This window comes from Flavobacterium sp. 38-13 (assembly GCF_001899155.1).
Taxonomy (GTDB): Bacteria; Bacteroidota; Bacteroidia; order Flavobacteriales; family Flavobacteriaceae; genus Flavobacterium; species Flavobacterium lindanitolerans.
Genome location: NZ_MKVG01000007.1, coordinates 208798 through 226892 on the forward strand (window position 1 = coordinate 208798; position 18095 = coordinate 226892).

General features: G+C 38.6%; 11 protein-coding genes. All 11 read right to left on the bottom strand.

Translation table 11 applies throughout. The features are described 5' to 3' along the window. Window positions 1-48: 48 nt before the first annotated feature. On the bottom strand, window positions 49-684 hold the full coding sequence (locus tag BGO88_RS03840; RefSeq protein ID WP_286706024.1) for a porin family protein: 636 nt from the start codon (window positions 682-684) through the stop codon (window positions 49-51). 184 nt (window positions 685-868) lie between these two features. Beyond that, window positions 869-1993 carry a cysteine desulfurase family protein gene (locus BGO88_RS03845; RefSeq protein WP_286706025.1) on the bottom strand — a complete coding sequence of 375 codons (1125 nt, stop codon included), beginning with the start codon at window positions 1991-1993 and terminating at the stop codon, window positions 869-871. 27 nt (window positions 1994-2020) lie between these two features. Further along, window positions 2021-2932, bottom strand: a complete 912-nt coding sequence (locus tag BGO88_RS03850; protein WP_286706026.1) for an EamA family transporter — start codon at window positions 2930-2932, stop codon at window positions 2021-2023. Window positions 2933-3009: 77 nt separating this feature from the next. Further along, window positions 3010-4845, bottom strand: a complete 1836-nt coding sequence (locus BGO88_RS03855) for an MFS transporter (RefSeq protein ID WP_101471833.1) — start codon at window positions 4843-4845, stop codon at window positions 3010-3012. Between the two features lie 193 nt (window positions 4846-5038). Continuing rightward, entirely contained in the window at window positions 5039-6829 is a 1791-nt protein-coding gene (locus BGO88_RS03860) for a discoidin domain-containing protein (RefSeq protein ID WP_286706027.1), read from the bottom strand. 9 nt (window positions 6830-6838) lie between these two features. Beyond that, window positions 6839-8926 carry a glycoside hydrolase family 97 protein gene (locus BGO88_RS03865; RefSeq protein WP_286706028.1) on the bottom strand — a complete coding sequence of 696 codons (2088 nt, stop codon included), beginning with the start codon at window positions 8924-8926 and terminating at the stop codon, window positions 6839-6841. Between the two features lie 91 nt (window positions 8927-9017). Then, a complete protein-coding gene (gene bglX / locus BGO88_RS03870) occupies window positions 9018-11261 on the bottom strand; it encodes a beta-glucosidase BglX (protein ID WP_056070843.1) in 2244 nt (747 codons plus the stop codon). A 26-nt stretch (window positions 11262-11287) separates the two neighbouring features. After that, window positions 11288-11986 (bottom strand): carboxylesterase family protein, encoded by a 699-nt coding sequence (locus tag BGO88_RS03875; RefSeq protein WP_056070840.1) that lies wholly within the window; start codon window positions 11984-11986, stop codon window positions 11288-11290. Window position 11987: 1 nt separating this feature from the next. Continuing rightward, the gene (locus tag BGO88_RS03880) at window positions 11988-13358 is read right to left on the bottom strand and encodes a glucoamylase family protein (protein ID WP_286706029.1); all 1371 of its coding nucleotides are present in this window, start codon (window positions 13356-13358) and stop codon (window positions 11988-11990) included. A 12-nt stretch (window positions 13359-13370) separates the two neighbouring features. Then, window positions 13371-14795, bottom strand: coding sequence for a RagB/SusD family nutrient uptake outer membrane protein (locus BGO88_RS03885; RefSeq protein ID WP_286706030.1), 1425 nt, complete (start codon window positions 14793-14795; stop codon window positions 13371-13373). A gap of 11 nt (window positions 14796-14806) precedes the next feature. Beyond that, window positions 14807-17884, bottom strand: a complete 3078-nt coding sequence (locus BGO88_RS03890; RefSeq protein ID WP_273238722.1) for a SusC/RagA family TonB-linked outer membrane protein — start codon at window positions 17882-17884, stop codon at window positions 14807-14809. Between the last annotated feature and the right edge of the window lie 211 nt (window positions 17885-18095).

The window sequence follows — 18095 nt, forward strand, 5'->3', positions numbered from 1 at the left end:
TTTTCTGATTTCTGAGTACTGCCTACTGCTTACTGCCTACTGCTTCACTTAATAAAGCAAAAAGTTTATACCCACATTAAGGGAGCTTCTGGCGTTCATAATAGTATCATCATAATCATTATATTTAAATAGCTCTGCCATACCACCCTGTCCTTCATATTCGATAAAAACCTTAAACTTGTCTGATACCGGGATTTTTACGCCAAGTCCAAAAGCAAGTCCGCCATCTACCTTATTAAAACTTTCCTTGATGTCAGAATCAAACCTTGTTTCTTTGGCATTCATTAAAAAGCCTATGTAAGGGCCAAAGTTCAGGTACCAGTTCTTTCTGTTACCAAAATGCCAGCTGGCCATTAAAGGAACCGTAAGATAATCTAAATTAATATCTGTACTTGCATAACGAACTACAGGGTCAAATTGGTCAGAAACCCGAACAAGGTCATTATCCCATCCTTTTCTGTCGTATATTAATTTTGCTTTAAGACTCCATCTATTAGAAAAGTAATAATCGGCTGAAGCTCCAAAATTAAAACCTATGCTCGGGTCAGCAGAATCATATCCTGTACTCGCATTAGATGAATTCAAGCCAGCGTTAAGTCCAATTTCTATTTTTCCTTTATTTTGTGCGGAGGAAGTAACGATAAAGCCCAAAATGGCCATCGAAGTAATTAGTACTCGTTTCATAAAGTTTGTTTTTACACAAACTTAGAGAAATAATTAGAATCTGGTGTTAAAGATTTGAGATTTTGGATTTTAGATTTGAGATTGAAGATTTCAGATTGAAGATTTTGGACTTCGTAAATAAAAAATTTTATAATCCTGTAATCTGTGGTAAAAAATAAGATTTCAGATTTGGTTTTTAACAATATTAAACCGTTTTTAAGGCTTCAATCAGTAAGTCTATGTCTTCCTGCGTATTAAAATGACTAAATGAAATTCTTAGGCTAGGTTTTTTCAAATCTTCTTCAGAAAGCATTTCTTTTAATACATGTGATGGTTTGATACTTCCCGATTGACAGGCACTACCTCTGGAAACAGCTATCCCTTTCATATCAAGATTAAAAAGAATCATAGCGGTCTTTTCATCAGAAAATGGCAATAAAACATTGATGATGTTGTAGAAACCTTCCGGGTTTCCATTTATTTTAAAATCCGGAAAATTAGTTTGCAGTTTCTCTACAAAATAATCTTTTAGGTCTTGGATTTGCCTTCTTTCTGCCTCTAAATTTACATAGGAAATCTCCAGTGCTTTTGCCATACCGGCAATATTATGTACGCCTTCTGTTCCGGCGCGAAGTCCTTTTTCCTGTTCGCCTCCAAAAATCATTGGGTTTATGCCCGGATTTTTTCTTATAAAAGCAAAGCCTATACCTTTTGGCCCATGAAATTTATGGGCGCTGGCAACAATAAAATCAACTTCAGTTTTTTGAAGGTCAATTTCTGTCTTGCCAACAGACTGTACCGTATCTGAATGAAAAAGTGCATTGTATTGCTTACACAACCGGGCTACTTTTTCTATATCTAAAACGGTTCCTGTTTCATTGTTTACATGCATCAAGGCAACCAACGTGGGCTTGTCCTGAGAAAGCAATTCAACCAAATGATTGATGTCTGCCTCTCCTTTTGAATTCAGATTGACAAAGTCTACTTCAACCCCATATTCTGCCTGTAAGGCCAAAACCGTATTAAGTACTGCATGATGCTCAATCTTGCTCGTGATAATTCTTTTTACTTTTAAATCTTTTATTGCCGAACGGAGAATCCAGTTATTGGCTTCTGTACCTCCGGAAGTAAAAATTATTTCCTGTGCTGATGCGTTCAATTGCTTTGCAATCAATTTTCTTGACGATTCCAATATGTTTTTAGCCGACCTACCAAAACTGTGTGTCGAAGACGGATTTCCATATTCTTCCTGCAGGACATGCGTTATTTCCTGAATAACTTCAGGTCGTAGCGCTGTTGTAGAAGCATTATCAAGGTAAACTTTTTTCATGATGCAAAAATCGGGATATAAAATGAATTATACATCTTTAGGCTGTGGTTCTTTTGTTTTCGGTTTAAAGATGTGCTTGCTGTTAAAAATAATAATCGACAGCAGGATTAAGGAATAGGCAATAATCTGGAACGTCGTAATATCTTCCTTGTAATAAAAAATGGCAAGGAAAAAATTAATCAGCGGATTGATATAAAGCAATATTCCGACTGTTGACGAATTGACTCCTTTCAGTGCGTATAAATTCAGGAATAGCGGAATAATAGTAAACAAAACCACTATGATAACCAGATAAAAATAAAAATTAAAGGCCGTTGGTACTTCTGAACTATAAAACGGATAAAAAGGCAATAGGATAATTGCTGTGGTTGTCAGTTGTAATGTAAGCAATAAAAATTTGTCAATTGCTGTATTTTTTCGTTGCGAAACCAGATACAAAGCATAGGTAGCAGCTACTATCAGGCTGTAAAAAATATCCATAAAATGATTAAACGACAACAGAACACAGCTAAAAATACTCAAGCCTACTGCTGTCCATTGCCATTTGTTTAGTTTTTCCTTCAGTATAAAATAAGCAAAAACGGTGGTGAGTATCGGACAAACCAGATAGGCAAAAGATGCAGCCTTGACACTCACGTGGTTCATGACATAGATAAAGAAAAACCAGTTGGCAGATAACAGCAAAGAACCTCCCAAAGTCAGGAGTACGACATTTCTCTTTTGGGTTGCAGACATCAGCCTGAAATTTTCCTTTGTTTCCTTTAAAGTCTTTTTTCTAAAAAGGAGATTGATTCCCATCATGAGAACGACACATAGGAATACCCTGTAAAATAAAATGTCCAGTGATGGATATAGGTGTAACGGCTTTAAAGCCAAACTAAAGAATCCCCAGATTACAAAAGCTGTAATGGCTGCCAGATAATATTTTGAAAGTCTCATGAGAAGTAAAAATCCGAAGCAAATGTAGGAAATACAATCTGCTTCGGATTCGTTATTATGAATTCATTAAGAATAAATTAATGGGCTCCTTCGGCTTCAATGGCGTCGACGTCAATATTCTGCCTTTTCAGTATTCCTTTTACGGCTATCGCAAAGAATGTAAGGTAGGAGAAACAGATTACCGGTATTACATACGAAGCGTGTATTCCGATAATATCTGATAATTTTCCTTGAATTGGCGGGATAATTCCTCCTCCTAAAATCATCATTACCAGGAAAGCCGACCCTTGAGCTGTGTATTTTCCAAGACCAGTAATTGATAATGTAAAGATAGACGGCCACATAATACTACAAGCCAAACCTCCGGCAAGGAAAGCGTAGATTGCAACGGTTCCCGTAGAGAATAATCCAATCAGCATGGCAGTAACACCCATTAGTCCAAATAAGATTAATGTTCTGGCCGGTTTGTTCTTGCTTAGGAAGAAAACCAAAACCTGCAATAACACACAGATTACATAATAGTATAATGATGTCATATCTTGCTGCGCCAATGTATTTACGCCAATAATAACCGAAAAGGCTATCAATGGAACAATAATAAGGGCTAGTTTTCTTTTGCTTGCAGACAGGTTAAAAACACTGATAGCTCCTGCCCAACGGCCAATCATCAAACTTCCCCAGTACATTGAGATATAAGGTGCGATTTCCGATGATTGGAAACTTCCAAATTCAGGCAGTTTCAATAGTTCTCCAAGGTTACTTCCTACAGCAACCTCAACTCCTACATAGGTGAAAATAGCCAACATTCCTAAAACCAACTGCGGGTATTTCATGGCACCCCAGCCTTCGTTTTTCTTTTGTGCGCTTCGGTTTGCGAATAAAAGCCCGCCCACGATTACCAATAAAGCGCCAGACAGCCAATACATTCTGTATTTTTCAAGCGGGTGTCTGATTTCCTGAATTTCTTTATGCTGTGGTTCAACACTCAATTCCAATACTTTGATTTCGCTTTTGATTGATTCGGAAGCTGTATTTTTTTCTTCTTCAGTAAGCACTTTATCTTTTTTAATCTTTACCAGATTATCGCTTAATTTTTTGATGTCTTTCGTTATAGGTTCGATTGACTTTTCAATTTCAACTATCTTTTTTGCTTCCGGTGAATTATAGCTGTTGAAAACGGGCGCAAACATTATGGCCAAAAGACCCGTCATGACAATTAGAGTAGTCATCGCTTTATTTGCTTTTTCCATTGGCTCGTCCGAAATTCCGGATGGAAGTTTTTTAGAGAAGAAGAAAACACTTGCTGCTATCAAGAATAAGATTCCTACTCCTACATATAACAGGATTACTTTATCCAAACCTAATCCTTTAATCTGTTCATCACTTACTGCTGCTGCCGTACCAAACAAAGCAAAACCAACAACAATTGGCCCGATTGTCGTTCCGAAAGAGTTAATACCACCTGCAAGGTTTTGACGGCTGGTACCCGTTTTCGGGTCACCCAATAAAACAGCAAATGGGTTTGCTGCTGTTTGCTGCAATGAGAATCCTAAGGCAACTATAAACAAACCTACCAACATTCCTGCATATACATTCGCCTCTACCGCAACAATCATGGCTCCGGCTCCTAAGGCAGAAAATAGCAATCCGTAAACAATACTTCTCTTATATCCCCATTTGCCAACCAGGTCTTTCCCGTTCACGGCTCCGAAAATAAAAAGCAGCAACGCTCCCAGATAATATGCAGTATAGAAAGCAAAATCAATCAGCTGTGATTGAAACTGGTCTAACGAAAAATAGTTTTTACAGAAAGGAATAAAAATGCTGTTTCCGGCAGCAATAAATCCCCAGAAGAAAAATACTGTAATCAGCGTATACAGCGCAGGATAATTTGTTTTAGTTTCTGAACTCATTTATTAAGATAGTTTAGTTAAAGCAATAAAAAATAGGATTCTATTTAATAAAAACAATTAATTTTTGATAAATATACATTTATATGAAAACACCTTGCAACAGATTACGATTTAGTTATTAACGAAAACGATTTCTTAAGTCGTTTTTTAATCAAAATACAACGTTTGCGTAATCTTTTTCACAAAGTTTTTTTTATTCTGATTTTTTTATTTCGGATTTAGGACCTATCCCGTTACTGTTGAAAGCTTCAATCTGAAAATAATAGGTATCAGAACGGTCTAATCCGCTGAAATAATATTCATTTTTGCCATATACCATTATTGAACCGTATAGTTTTTCAGGCGATTTTCCGAAATAGATGACATATCCATCTGCATTAGGTTCCTGTTGCCATTTGAACCAGACACTTCTTCGCTCTCCTTTTTTTCTGGCTTCGGCACGTAACGGAGCAAAGTTTTGTACCGCATCAGGCTTCTGCCCTGTTCCTTTTCCAAATATCCTGAAACCGCTGATGGCAAATTTCCCTGTTGGCATTTGGATGTTTTCTACTTTTAAATACCTTGCAGTAATTGGCTTTTCCAATTCCATATAATCATGAGGCACGTCTTTAGTATTTTTGCTTTTATCGACAGCTATTTTCCAGTTTTTACCATCATTTGAAGAATAGATAATGTACTTATGCCCTGTTGTAGTTTCCGGTTTGCCCATCAGTTCCACATCCTGGTCTGCAAAGTTGATTTGTATGGCATGAATTGTCGATTTTTCTCCCAAATCAGAAATCAGGTATTCGCCTTTAGCTCCCGTTTTAGCAGACCAATACGTCTTAATGTCTTCGTCATTACTAAAATTAGGCTGAAAACCTCCCAGGGTAGAAGAAACCTGAACCGGCTTATTGTAATTTAAAAGCATCCATCCTGAAAAGCTTTCCTGTAAATGGTTCTTTTTCTGTGAAGGAAGAAAAGTCGGATAATCGCCATAAGCCGTATTGGAATATAGTATTCCATCTTCATCAAAACCGGCGGGCCAGATTCCTATTCGTCTTTCAAAATTATTCTTTGTTGAAATTACAATTGTAGATACATGCCAATAGTCATTATTGGTGTCCTGATAGGTAGCTCCGTGCCCTGCTCCTCTTGCAAATCCTCCGGGTTTATAGGAAAACGGATTATGGGATTGGTATTCAAAAGGCCCTAACGGATTTGACCCTACATAAACGCCATCTGCATAGCCACTGAATTCAGTTCCCGGTGCTCCGTATTGCAGATAGTATTTGTTTTTGTATTTGGTCATAAAAGCACCTTCAGTAAAAGGCTGTAGGAAAGTATTGTCGTTGTGTTCGCCAAACCGTTCCCAGCCATGTTCGTCGTCATTGAGTGCCAAAACCGGAATACGTTCGCCTTCGGGTTGAAAGGTTTTACGGTTTAACTTCACACCATACAGCGGATACAAATTACTGGAACCGTAATACATATAGACTTCATCTTTTTCTTTGTCCCAGAAAATTTGCGGGTCCCATGCTGCTGCTTCCGATTTATGAACGAGTTCTTTCCAATCGTCTGTTTTTGGATTTTTGCTCATCCATAGCGGAAAATCCTTAGTATGCGTCGAACCGATTACTAATAGCGTATCATTTACAAATGATAGCGATGGCGCACAGAGTTCGTCATAAACCTTATGTTCCGGGCGGAGGAATTTTCTGGATATGAATTTCCAGTTGAGCATATCGGAACTATGCCAATAGCCCCATTGATTGGTCGAAAACAGATAATATTCGCCTTTAAAGTTGGTGATTACCGGGTCTGCTGTTGCGCGATGTTTTCCTTGTGTTACAAAATTTGGAATCGGGCAATATCCGTAATCAATATTAATTGGATTGCAATAGGTTTTTTGTTGCGAGAAACCTTTCCCCGAAAAGAGCAAGATTCCTGCAAGACTTACTATTTTTGTTACTTTCTTTAAATTTTGTCTTTTAAAAAAAATCATTGTTATTGTTTACTTTACCGGAAAAATGCTGATAGCTGTTCCGCCACCAGCAGCCAGATTTAGCTTTAACTTACTTTTTGAAGTCACCTCAATTGTCTTGATTTCATAATTGATTGGGTTTTTCTCCCAGTGTGCTGTCTTTCCGTCCTGATAAATAATGGCTTTATATTTTTTTCCCGGAGTTAAAAAATCGAGTGAAATTGTGGTGTTTCTAGGATTTTCGTCGGTAATTGCACCAACGAACCAGTTTTCACTTCCTTTGGCTTTTCTGGCAACCGTTAAATAATCGCCCGGTTCTGCTTCCAGATATTTGCTTTCATCCCAATCTGCCACAACATCTTTAATGAATTGGAAAGCGTCAGCATATCTTTCATAATTCTCAGGCAGGTCACAAGCCATTTGCAATGGTGAATACATCGTAACATACAGGGCCAGTTGTTTGGCAAGTGTAGTATGTACCTGTTCTGTCTTACTGGCATCGTAATGGCTCATCTTGATTTCGAAAACACCCGGCGTATAATCCATCGGTCCTCCTAAAAGTCGTGTAAAAGGAAGAATGGTTTCATGTGTTGGCGGATTTCCGTTACTCCATCCGTTGAATTCGTTTCCTCTTGCTGCTTCGGCAGCAATATAGTTTGGCCATGTTCTGCTTACACCTGTTGGACGTGATGATTCGTGAGAATTGACCATAATTTTATATTCTGCCGCTCTTTGCGGAACATAATTGAAATGGTTGACCATACTCTGACCGTCGTGAAATTCTCCTCTTGGAATAATTTTCCCGACATAGCCTGTTTTTACTGCCGGATAACCGTATTTTTTCATTACGTTCAATGCTCTGTCCAGACGTCTTTCATAATTGGCAACAGAACCTGAAGTTTCATGATGCATAATCATCTTTACATTTTTCGACTTTGCATAGTCACTGATTTGCTGTATATCAAAATCAGGATAGGGGGTCACAAAGTCAAAAACTTCTTCTTTCCAGTTTCCAAACCAGTCTTCCCAACCTACATTCCAGCCTTCAACCAATACGCCATCAAAACCGTGTTTAGCAGCAAAATCAATATAGCGTTTTGTGTTTTCTGTGGTTGCTCCGTGCGGCTTTTTGCCTACGCTTTTTTGAGATGCATCTTGTGTACCGCTCAAATCCCAGGTTGAAACACCAACGTGCATTTCCCACCAAACCCCTACATATTTCATAGGTTTAATCCATGAGGTGTCTTCTATTCTGGACGGTTCGTTCAGGTTTAGAATCATTTTAGAGCCTACAATATCTCTGGCATCATCGCTTACCATAATCGTACGCCATGGAGAAACAGCCGGAGCCTGGAGATATGCCTTATCGCCTATGGCGTTAGGTACTAAATGTGATTTTATTTTAAAGTTTGAAGTATTGACATCCAGGTGCATTACCGGATAATTCACTACAGCGGCTTCAAAAATATTAAGATAAAGACCTTCTGCCGATTTCATCATCAAAGGCGACTGTACTACATAGCGGCCACCAATAGATTTTACGGCAATACCATTGTTCAGGTTTAATTTGTCGTTATCAATTTCTGATAATTTTGTCTCGTTGTATACGTATTCCTGGCTGTCATAATCGCCCGGAATCCAAAATGTCTTATGGTTTCCTGCCAGATTAAATTCTGTTTTTTCATCAGAAATGATAAAATAATTCAGCTTGTCCTGTTTTGGAAATTCATACCTGAAAGCAACACCTTCGTCGTATACTTTAAAAACGATATCCAGCTTTCTTCCCGTAGCTTTCTGTAGGAGTGAAAAAACAGCCTGATTGTATGTATTGCGGATAACAGATTGTTCTCCTAATACCGGTTTCCAACTTTCATCAACGCTTTTGTTTTGTGTATTTGTTATTTCAAATCCTGTTTCCAATGCTTCTGTCTCTTTTAAAGCAATCCCTAACAAACTTTCTTTTATGACAGGTTTATTTTTATAATTTACGGAATAGGAAGGACGACCTTCGGCAGTTAATTTAAAGGTTACAGTAATTTCTTTGGATGGAGATTGAACTGTCTGAGCGTTTAAAAATCCCGTCAATACGAGAAGGCACAGGGTAAAGATGTTTTTCATATTATATAAATTTCGCTAAAGGTAGCTAATCGGATTTAGAAAAAAGCCCTTTAGAGAAACCTAAAGGGCCTTTTAAAACTCACAAAAAAAATTATTTAACTAACTCAAACTCCAATTTCATGTCTGTCGCTGATGTACCGCCAACAAAGATTTCAAAATCTCCCGGCTCTGCGGCAAACTGCATATCTATTCCGTAGAACTTCAAATCTTCGGAAGAAATTTCGAATTCAACAGTCTTCTTCTCTCCTTTTTTCAAGAGAATTTTCTGGAAACCTTTTAGTTCTTTTACCGGTCTGGTTACAGACCCGACTTTATCCCGGATATAGAGCTGAACTACTTCTTCTCCATCATAATTTCCTGTATTGGCAACTTCAACCGTAGCTTTTAATTTTTGATTGAAGTTGATTTTGGTAGCAGATAGCTTAAAATTAGAATAGGTAAATTTTGTATAGCTTAGTCCATAACCAAATTCATACAAAGGTGAATTGTCAACATCAATATAGCGTGATTTATATTTTTGCTCATTGTCTGCTTTTCCTAAATAAGGGCGTCCGGTGTTTTTATGATTGTAATACAATGGAATCTGTCCTACATTTCTAGGAAAAGTCATTGGCAATTTCCCGCTTGGGTTATTGATACCGTAAAGCGTCTGTGCAATAGCATCACCTCCTCTTGTTCCAGGCCACCAGGCTTCAAGAATCGCATCCATGTTTTGGTCTTCCCATTCTAATGTTAGCGGTCTTCCATTCAGCAATACTAAAACGATAGGTTTACCCAGTTTTTTCAATTCTGCCAAAAATTCTTTCTGTATTCCAGGCAGGTCTATATTGGTACGTGAAGCGGCTTCTCCTGTCATGTTTTCGAATTCTCCCATTACCGCAACGATAACATCTGCTTTTTTAGCATTGTCAATGGCAGCCTGCATCATGTCTCTTTTCTTATCCAGAATTTCCACTCCTTTTGCAAAACTGATTTTGCTTTTGTCTGTGATAATTTTATTTACTCCTTCTTCAACACTAACAGCAAATCCGTGTCTGTCGCCTGATGCTGCCCAGGAACCAATAATATTATATTCATCGCTGATTAGCGGCCCAACAAAGGCTACTTTCTGTTCTTTTTTCAGCGGTAGCGTATGATTGCTGTTTTTGAGCAGTACCAATGATTTGTTCGCCACATCTAAAGCGGCCTCCAGATATTCTTTTTTATAGGTGACTTCTTTCTCTCTTTTGGCATCATTATATCGGTAAGGGTCTTCAAACAGGCCTAAATCGTATTTTGCTTCTAAAATTCTTCGGCAGGCATCATTTATCTGCGCCTCGGTAACTTTTCCTTCAGACAATGATTTTTTAAGGTTCTTCATGTAGATTCCTCCAACCATATCCATGTCAACACCCGCGTTTAATGCCAATTCGCCCGCATGTTTTTCATCTTTTGCATAACCATGAGGTATCATTTCGTTCATTCCGGTATAATCGGTTACCACAAAACCGTCAAATTTCCATTCGTCTTTCAGTATTCCGTTAACCAAAAATTTATTTCCCGTAGCCGGAACTCCAGAAATTTCATTAAAAGAGGTCATAAAAGTTCTTACTCCTGCATCAACCGTAGCCTTGAATGGCGGCAGATAAACTTCTCTTAGCATTCTTTCTGACATATCAACCGTATTGTAATCACGTCCTGCCTCTGCAGCTCCATAAGCCGCAAAGTGTTTTGTACATGCCAAAATAGTGTTGATGGCTGAAAGGTCATTTCCCTGATAACCTCTTACACGAGCCATCGCTAATTTAGAACCCAGATAGGTATCTTCTCCGGCACCTTCTGATACCCTACCCCAACGTGGGTCACGGGAAATATCTACCATTGGTGAAAAAGTCCAGTGAACGCCTCCTGCGGCAGCTTCTGCAGCAGAAATTTTGGCTGCCAATTCCACGGCATTCAAATCCCAAGTAGCTGATTCACCCAGAGTAATTGGGAAAATAGTTTTATAGCCATGGATAACATCATATCCAAAAAGTAACGGAATTTTCAATCTTGAATTATCGAGATTCATCTTTTGAAGTTCGGCTGTATATTTTACGGTAGTCGCATTCAATATAGAACCTACATTCCCTTTTTTGATCTGTTCGATAAAATTATCTCCAGCGGCTGGTCCGGTTATGGTTCCGTCTGCCGTAAACTGTACAAGCTGGCCAATTTTTTCATCAATTGTCATTTTAGCCATCAGCTCTGAAACAAATTCTTTTTTGGGCTTAATTGCGCTCTTCTTTTTGTCCTTTTGGGCATTAGCTGTAAGCGAACCTGCTAATAATAATAGTACTACTGTTTTAAATTTCATTATGATATTTATTTAGGGAAATTTGTTTATTGCTTCTGCTGTTCCAGCATCCAGTCATAAATTTCTTTGTTGTCATATACTCTGCTCCAACTGTCGTGATTGGCATCATCGAAAATGGTCAGATGAATATCTTTGCTACATGTTTTTAGTTTTTTGTAGATGGCTATCGAATAATTCACATCTACAACATCATCTACCAGTCCATGGAAAATACGTGTTGGAATATCCTTAATCTTGCAATTTTCCATCATAGGCACCCTGTCAACAAATCCTGCAATGGGCACCAGTGCGGCAAACATTTCGGGATGAGCAAAGGCCAGATTCCAGGCTCCCCAGGCTCCCATACTCAAACCTGTAAGATAAATTCTGTTGGAATCTATATTGTTTTCTTTTTGGATTTTTTGTATCAATTTATATAAGACTTCTGCGTTCCAATATTCATTGTCAGGACATTGTGGCGCGAGAACGTAACTATCCAATTCATTATTTTTCAGGTATTTGAAAGGGCCGTGTATTTTAACCTTTTCAATATCTGAACCTCGTTCTCCTGAACCGTGGAGAAAGACCATGAGCGGTTTCTTTCCTTTTGTATTTTTGGGGATATGCAGGGCATAATTTAATTCGCTTTTTTGGGTAATTTCGACAGAAATTGCTCCGGTAATGTCTTTTTGAGCAAAAGAGATACCGGACACCAATAACCCCAATAAAGCCAGTTTTATTTTCATTTTAAAATCCGTGTTGTCCGGAATGGAATCCAAGATTTACCAAACCTTGTCGCACTTCCGGTGCATTCATAAATAAATTCCAAAGCAATCCTGAACGGTAGTTCTCCAGCATGACCACCATTGGTCCCTGGTCAATTGCCAGATATCTGTTAGCTGTCCATCCGTAATGCTTGCTGTGGGCATCGTAAAAACCTGCCGGACCCCATAACTGTCCGCTGTAGTTTTCATAAAAATTGCGCATCGCTGCTAATGATTCTGTTGGAGTATATACTATAGAACTTATAGCTGCCGTAGGCGATACGATTCCTAAATCGTTGCTTGGCATATGTGCGTTATAGCCAATACTTCCATCGGGATTTCTGGAATAGGAAGCTGTTAATCCCCAATAATTCGGGCCATATCCTGCAAAATTCCCAGGATTTTCAACACAATATTTATAATTGATTTTTGAATGATTGACATTGACATCCCAATAATTAGCATATTGGTCTGTTAGCTGTCTTGGGTCTAAGCCCAAATAAGAATAGTGTGCCCAGAACAAAGGTCCTCCGGCCTGTTCAGCACCATTATGTTTTAGTAATAAAGGAATTCCGTATTTTGTTGCAGACGAAACGATTCCTCCGTTTCTTGCCCATCCTTTATGATAAGCCTCCGGAGTTATGCCATGTGTTGGCGACGCGCTTGCAAGAACATAAGTAATCAGGCATTCATTATAGCCTTCCAAAGGAAAGTTCATTTCCCAGGCATAATCAGGCGACCAGTGCCAATACAAAACATTCTGGTTGTTTCTGTACCAATTCCAATCAACACCTTTCCATAAATTGTCGAATTTCTGTGCCAGGGCTTTTTCTTCGGCGGTACCATCTTTGAAAAATTCGCGTACGCAAATCATTCCCTGACATAAAAAAGCCGTTTCTACCAAATCACCACCATTGTCTTTTTGTCCAAAAGGCTTTACTCTGCCCGTAGTTCCATCCATCCAATGAGGCCATGCTCCGTGAAAACGGTCGGCACTGGCAAGAAAATCTGCAATTGTATTCAATCGGGATACGGCTTCACTTCTGGAAACATAGTTTCTGGAAGTTGCTGCAATTATTGACATCAGCCCAAAACCTGAACCTCCTGTGGTAACAATATTGGAATCATTTTCCGGATAATTACCATCCGGATGGTATCTTTCCCTTGCCAATTTTGAGTTTGGCTCGGCAAAATCCCAGAAATATTTAAATGTCTGTTTTTCAACCGCATCTACTAATTGTTCATCAGTCAACGGTGTTGGGGTTGCAGGTGTGGACGAATCGTCTCCTTTTGGAGACGATTCGTTTGAACCACAACTTGCAAATATTAGAAATATAAAAAATAGGTATTTCATCAATAGAGTTTATTACCAGTTCGGGTTTTGGCCCAAACCTGGTGTTTGTATTAATTGACCATTCGGGATTGGGAAAAGCTCGTGTTTGCCTACTTCAAAAGGTTTTCCATTGGCTTGCATGGCTTGTGCTGCCTGTCCGGTTCTAACCAGGTCAAACCATCTGTCATGTTCAAAAGCCAGTTCCAGCCTTCTTTCTTTCCAAATCAGATTTCTTAATAAAGTCTGGTCTGTTGTAGTTATTTCTCCAAGGTTTACTCTGTCACGAACTTCTTTCAACGAAGACAATGCTACGCTTGAGTTCCCCAGTTCATTTGCAGCTTCTGCACGAATTAAATAAATTTCTGCAAGTCGCAATACCCTGATGTTTTTATCACCATCTCCTGCACCTGCATTGGCACTGGAATAAGCTTTTTCATTATACATTGGGTTTTCTACGGCAGTGCTTACTACACGTCCATCATACATTGTTTCACCTCTGAAGATGATAGTCGCGTCTCTTCTGATAACATCGCCTTCAGCATTATAAGCATCTAAAAGATTCTGTGATGGCGTATTGAATCCCCATCCCCAACCGCTTGGTCCTCTTGCACCTTGCGTTTCTGAATATTGCTGTACACCGTGAGCAATAGATTCTCCTCGGGCCTGAACTTCAAATATAGATTCCACACCATTTTCTGTATTGACTCTCCATATCTGAGCATAATCAGGCTCAAGACCGTATTGTCCGGAAGTGATTACATCATCTGCATAATCATAAGCATTCTGCCAATCTTTTTGATACAGATAAACCTTTGCTAACAACGCTTGTGCAGCACCTTTTGTAGCCCTTCCCAAATCAGCAGATGCGTATTGACTCTTTTCCGGCAATACCTGAATGGCATCCAGCAAATCCTGCTCAATAAAATCATAAACTTGTTCTTTTGGAACTCTTACAGTTAGGTCAACATGTTGTAAAGGCACATCGCCAAAAGCCCTAACTAAGAAAAAGTAGTGATAGGCTCTAAGAAATTTGGCTTCTCCAATTAATCTGTTTTTGTAAGCCTCGTCTGTAAGTTCGTAATTTTCTGTATAACCTATAGAATAAGTAGCGCGTCCAATGGCTTTGTACCAGTTAGTCCACATGGCTTCAACAGAACCTGCTGTAGCTGTGAATGTCAATCCATCAAGTAATCCTTTATCACCTCCCGGATCACCAGGCGAACTTCCTTTGTCTGCATTATCAGAAATAATTTCAGTAATTCCAAGATAGGAGAAGGCATAATCCCACTCTGTCATCATTCCATAGATTCCATTCACAAAAGCAATCGGTTCTAAATTTTCCCCACTGTCTTCTTCTGTAATCTTTTCTCTTGAATCAACATCAAGAAAATCGTCGCATCCAACTAATACGCCGAGAGCGAATGAAAGACAAACAATTTTTTTATAATTTATTTTCATACTATTTTTTTTTAAAATTCAAGGTTTACACCAAAAATGAAAGTTTTGATATTCGGATAAGCCGCTAATTCAATACCGGCAGTCTCGTTTGGTGCTCCACTATTATTCAACTCCGGAGTGAATCCTGAATATTTAGTGAACAGGAAAGGGTTTTGAGCTGTTCCGTAAATTCTAAGTCTGGAAATATTAAACATATCTTTAAAAGTATATCCTAAAGTAATGTTGTTAATTCTGAAGTAGTCTCCATCTTCTAAATAATAACTTGAAGACAGGGCATCTCTGTTTGCTCCAGGATTTGTATTTGAAGTTCCAGGTCCTGTCCAACGGTTATTGAATGTTTCTGCAGCAATATTTTCACCTGCATCTACACGGGTTCCTTTAAGTCCGTTATACACTTTGTTGCCACCTGCTCCGAATCCGTCAACAGATAAATCGAAATTTTTGTAAGCCAGATTTACATTGATTCCATAAGAGAATTTTGGTATATAAGAACCATAGAATTTCTTGTCTCTGTCATCAATTACACCATCTCCATTCTGGTCTTTATAACGCAACTGACCAGGCTGAGGCGTTCCGATGTGCGGATTCGCATCAATCTCTGCCTGAGTTTGCCAAACACCGTCAGCTTCTAACAGCCACCATGAATATATTGGCTGACCTTCCTGTAATCTTTTTGTAATTTGACCGTCACCAAGACTACCTCCTGTCATTCCATCGTAGGCAGGTTTTACATTCTCCAGGGTGTTTTTATTGTGGGCATAATTAACACCTATGCTATAGGAGAAATCTTCAGTAATATTATCTTTCCAGTTTAAAGCAATTTCATATCCCTGGTTTCTTACCTCTCCTCCATGGTCAAAGTAATTTTGAGACGCAGGTGAATTTAGAATTGGCTTTACATTTAATATTGCATTGGTATTTATTCTGTTATAGTAATCGAAACTACCTGACAATCTTCTGTCCAGTAATTCAAAATCAACACCCGCATTAATTTCCTTAGTAACTTCCCAAGTCAAGTTTGTGGCTGGTGACCCTACTGCACCTCCAAATACTAAATCTTGATTTGGTCCAAAAACGTAATTCGTATTCGCGCTACCCGGGTTTGTAATAATAGAAGTTGCATTAAAAGGTACGTTTGCGTTACCTACTTCACCGTAGCCTGCTCTTAGCTTAAGGAAATCCAGATTGTTAACTTCGCTTAAGAAGCTTTCGTTGGTCAATACCCAACCTACGCTAACGGAAGGGAATGTTCCCCAGTACTCTGCATTCTTTTTAAAATTACTGTTCCCGTCTCTTCTGATAGTTCCGGAAATATAGTATTTCTCGTCGAAATTATACTGAAGCCTTCCAAAATAAGAAAGGACATTGGTAGGAGTTTGAAAAAATTGCTTCACTACTTTAGTATAGTTTAATGATGCCATATCCAGGTTCCAGTAATTTTCCTGTTCCGGAACACCATAACCTTCTATGAAAGATTCATATACGTCATTTCTTCTTTCTTTTGTAACACCTACTGTAGCATTAAAATTATGCTTATCAAAGGATTTGCTTGCTGTTAAATAGGTATCCCAGTTGTATCTGAAACTTTCAACATCTTTATAGGATAAGGAGTTGTTAGCAAATTCTGTAGAAGTAGGCGCTCCATTTTGAGCATTTTGAAAATCTGTAAGCGTTCTGAGCGGGTCTGCTGCCAAATAGCGACCACGGATATCATTATAAATTCTGGTCTTTGAATACGATTTTGTCGCTCCAAAACGGGTTGTAGCCGTCAGCCAATCTGTAACGGTATAATCAGCCTGAAGCAATCCCTGAAGCTCCATCATTTTATTCTTTTCATTCTGGAAGTTTACGTTGGCAACCGGGTTTCCAATAGAATTCAATCGGCCTCCCTGTTGTCCGGCTCCAATGATGTAATCAGGCAATCCCGTAGTCTTGTTCCAATAAGACATACCATATCTTCCGTCAGGATAGTAAACCGGAATTATAGGAGCCTGTTTGTAAGCTTCTGTAAATGAACTGTATGGTTTTGGTGTAGACTTAGTGAAAGCAACACTGGCATTTTGAGTAATTTTTAATTTCCCGTCAAATGCCTTAAATGTGTTATTAGACCTTAAAACATTTCTTGCTACTTCATGACCTTCTAAAAGTCCGTCTTCTTTGTAGTTGTTGAAGCTAAAATAATAAGTTACGTTTTCTGAACCTCCGGAAAAGGAAACATCATTTCCTTGTGAGAAGCTTGTTCCTGCCAATGCATCATACCAATCCGTGTTATACGGTTGATTAAGTGCTAATCTGTCCGGATTTCCAATAGCTGCACGGCTTTCATTAAAGTAGGTCACGAACTGGCTTGAATTGGCCATCTCTACCGGATTCAGTATTGATTTTGCACCATAAAAAGAGTTTATCTTAATGCTGGTTTTTCCAAGCTTTCCTTTTTTTGTTGTAATAAACACAACTCCATTAGCAGCATTAGAACCATAGATGGCAGCCGAAGCCGCATCTTTCATGACATCAAAAGATTCGATGTCGTTTGGGTTCAGGTTAGCAATACTTCCGGTAATAACACCATCTACCACAAACATAGGCGACCTTCCCGATTCTGCAGTTCCCAAACCTCTGATAATAATTGTAGGTGTTGCACCTGGTGCATCATTGGCAATAATGTTTACACCTGCCGCCTTACCTTGTAAGGATTGCAGGGCATTAAATGCCGGCTGTTTAGTAATCTGATCTGATTTGATTGTTGAAATGGCACTCGTAAGGTCTGTCCTTTTTTGAGTACCATACCCTACGACTACAACTTCCGTAAGGTCTGTGCTTGACATTTTCATGGTCACGCTCATGTTTTCTGCGGCATTTATCGTGAGAGTCACATACCCCAGAAATGTAAACGTAATAGGCTCGTCTACTTTTGCATTAATTGAAAAATTTCCATCAAAATCTGATACTGAGCTTGATGTGGAACTCAAAATGTTGACTCCAGGGAGTGGGAGTCCATTTTCATCCAGTACCTTACCTTTTATATCCTGAGCGTAGAGATGCCCATGGAAAAAAAGGAGTACAAATACTCCGAAAATAAAGTTTTTCATTTGTTTATATTTTGTTAAAAGTTAGTGTTACCAAATTACGAATTACAACGTTGTAGTAAACTTAATGAACTCACTACACAAACACATCATTTTAAAATAAATACAAAATAAAAACCTGATTTTAAATAACTTATAAAAACAACAACTACATTTAGAGTACCCTCTAAATTAGCCGATGATGTAGTGTTGATGTATTGTTATTTGATAAAAA

Coding starts and splice junctions, on each gene's coding strand:
- BGO88_RS03840 (WP_286706024.1), bottom strand. CDS start 684: ATGAAACGAGTACTAATTACTTCGATGGCCATTTTGGGCTTTATCGTT.
- BGO88_RS03845 (WP_286706025.1), bottom strand. CDS start 1,993: ATGAAAAAAGTTTACCTTGATAATGCTTCTACAACAGCGCTACGACCT.
- BGO88_RS03850 (WP_286706026.1), bottom strand. CDS start 2,932: ATGAGACTTTCAAAATATTATCTGGCAGCCATTACAGCTTTTGTAATC.
- BGO88_RS03855 (WP_101471833.1), bottom strand. CDS start 4,845: ATGAGTTCAGAAACTAAAACAAATTATCCTGCGCTGTATACGCTGATT.
- BGO88_RS03860 (WP_286706027.1), bottom strand. CDS start 6,829: ATGATTTTTTTTAAAAGACAAAATTTAAAGAAAGTAACAAAAATAGTA.
- BGO88_RS03865 (WP_286706028.1), bottom strand. CDS start 8,926: ATGAAAAACATCTTTACCCTGTGCCTTCTCGTATTGACGGGATTTTTA.
- bglX (WP_056070843.1), bottom strand. CDS start 11,261: ATGAAATTTAAAACAGTAGTACTATTATTATTAGCAGGTTCGCTTACA.
- BGO88_RS03875 (WP_056070840.1), bottom strand. CDS start 11,986: ATGAAAATAAAACTGGCTTTATTGGGGTTATTGGTGTCCGGTATCTCT.
- BGO88_RS03880 (WP_286706029.1), bottom strand. CDS start 13,358: ATGAAATACCTATTTTTTATATTTCTAATATTTGCAAGTTGTGGTTCA.
- BGO88_RS03885 (WP_286706030.1), bottom strand. CDS start 14,795: ATGAAAATAAATTATAAAAAAATTGTTTGTCTTTCATTCGCTCTCGGC.
- BGO88_RS03890 (WP_273238722.1), bottom strand. CDS start 17,884: ATGAAAAACTTTATTTTCGGAGTATTTGTACTCCTTTTTTTCCATGGG.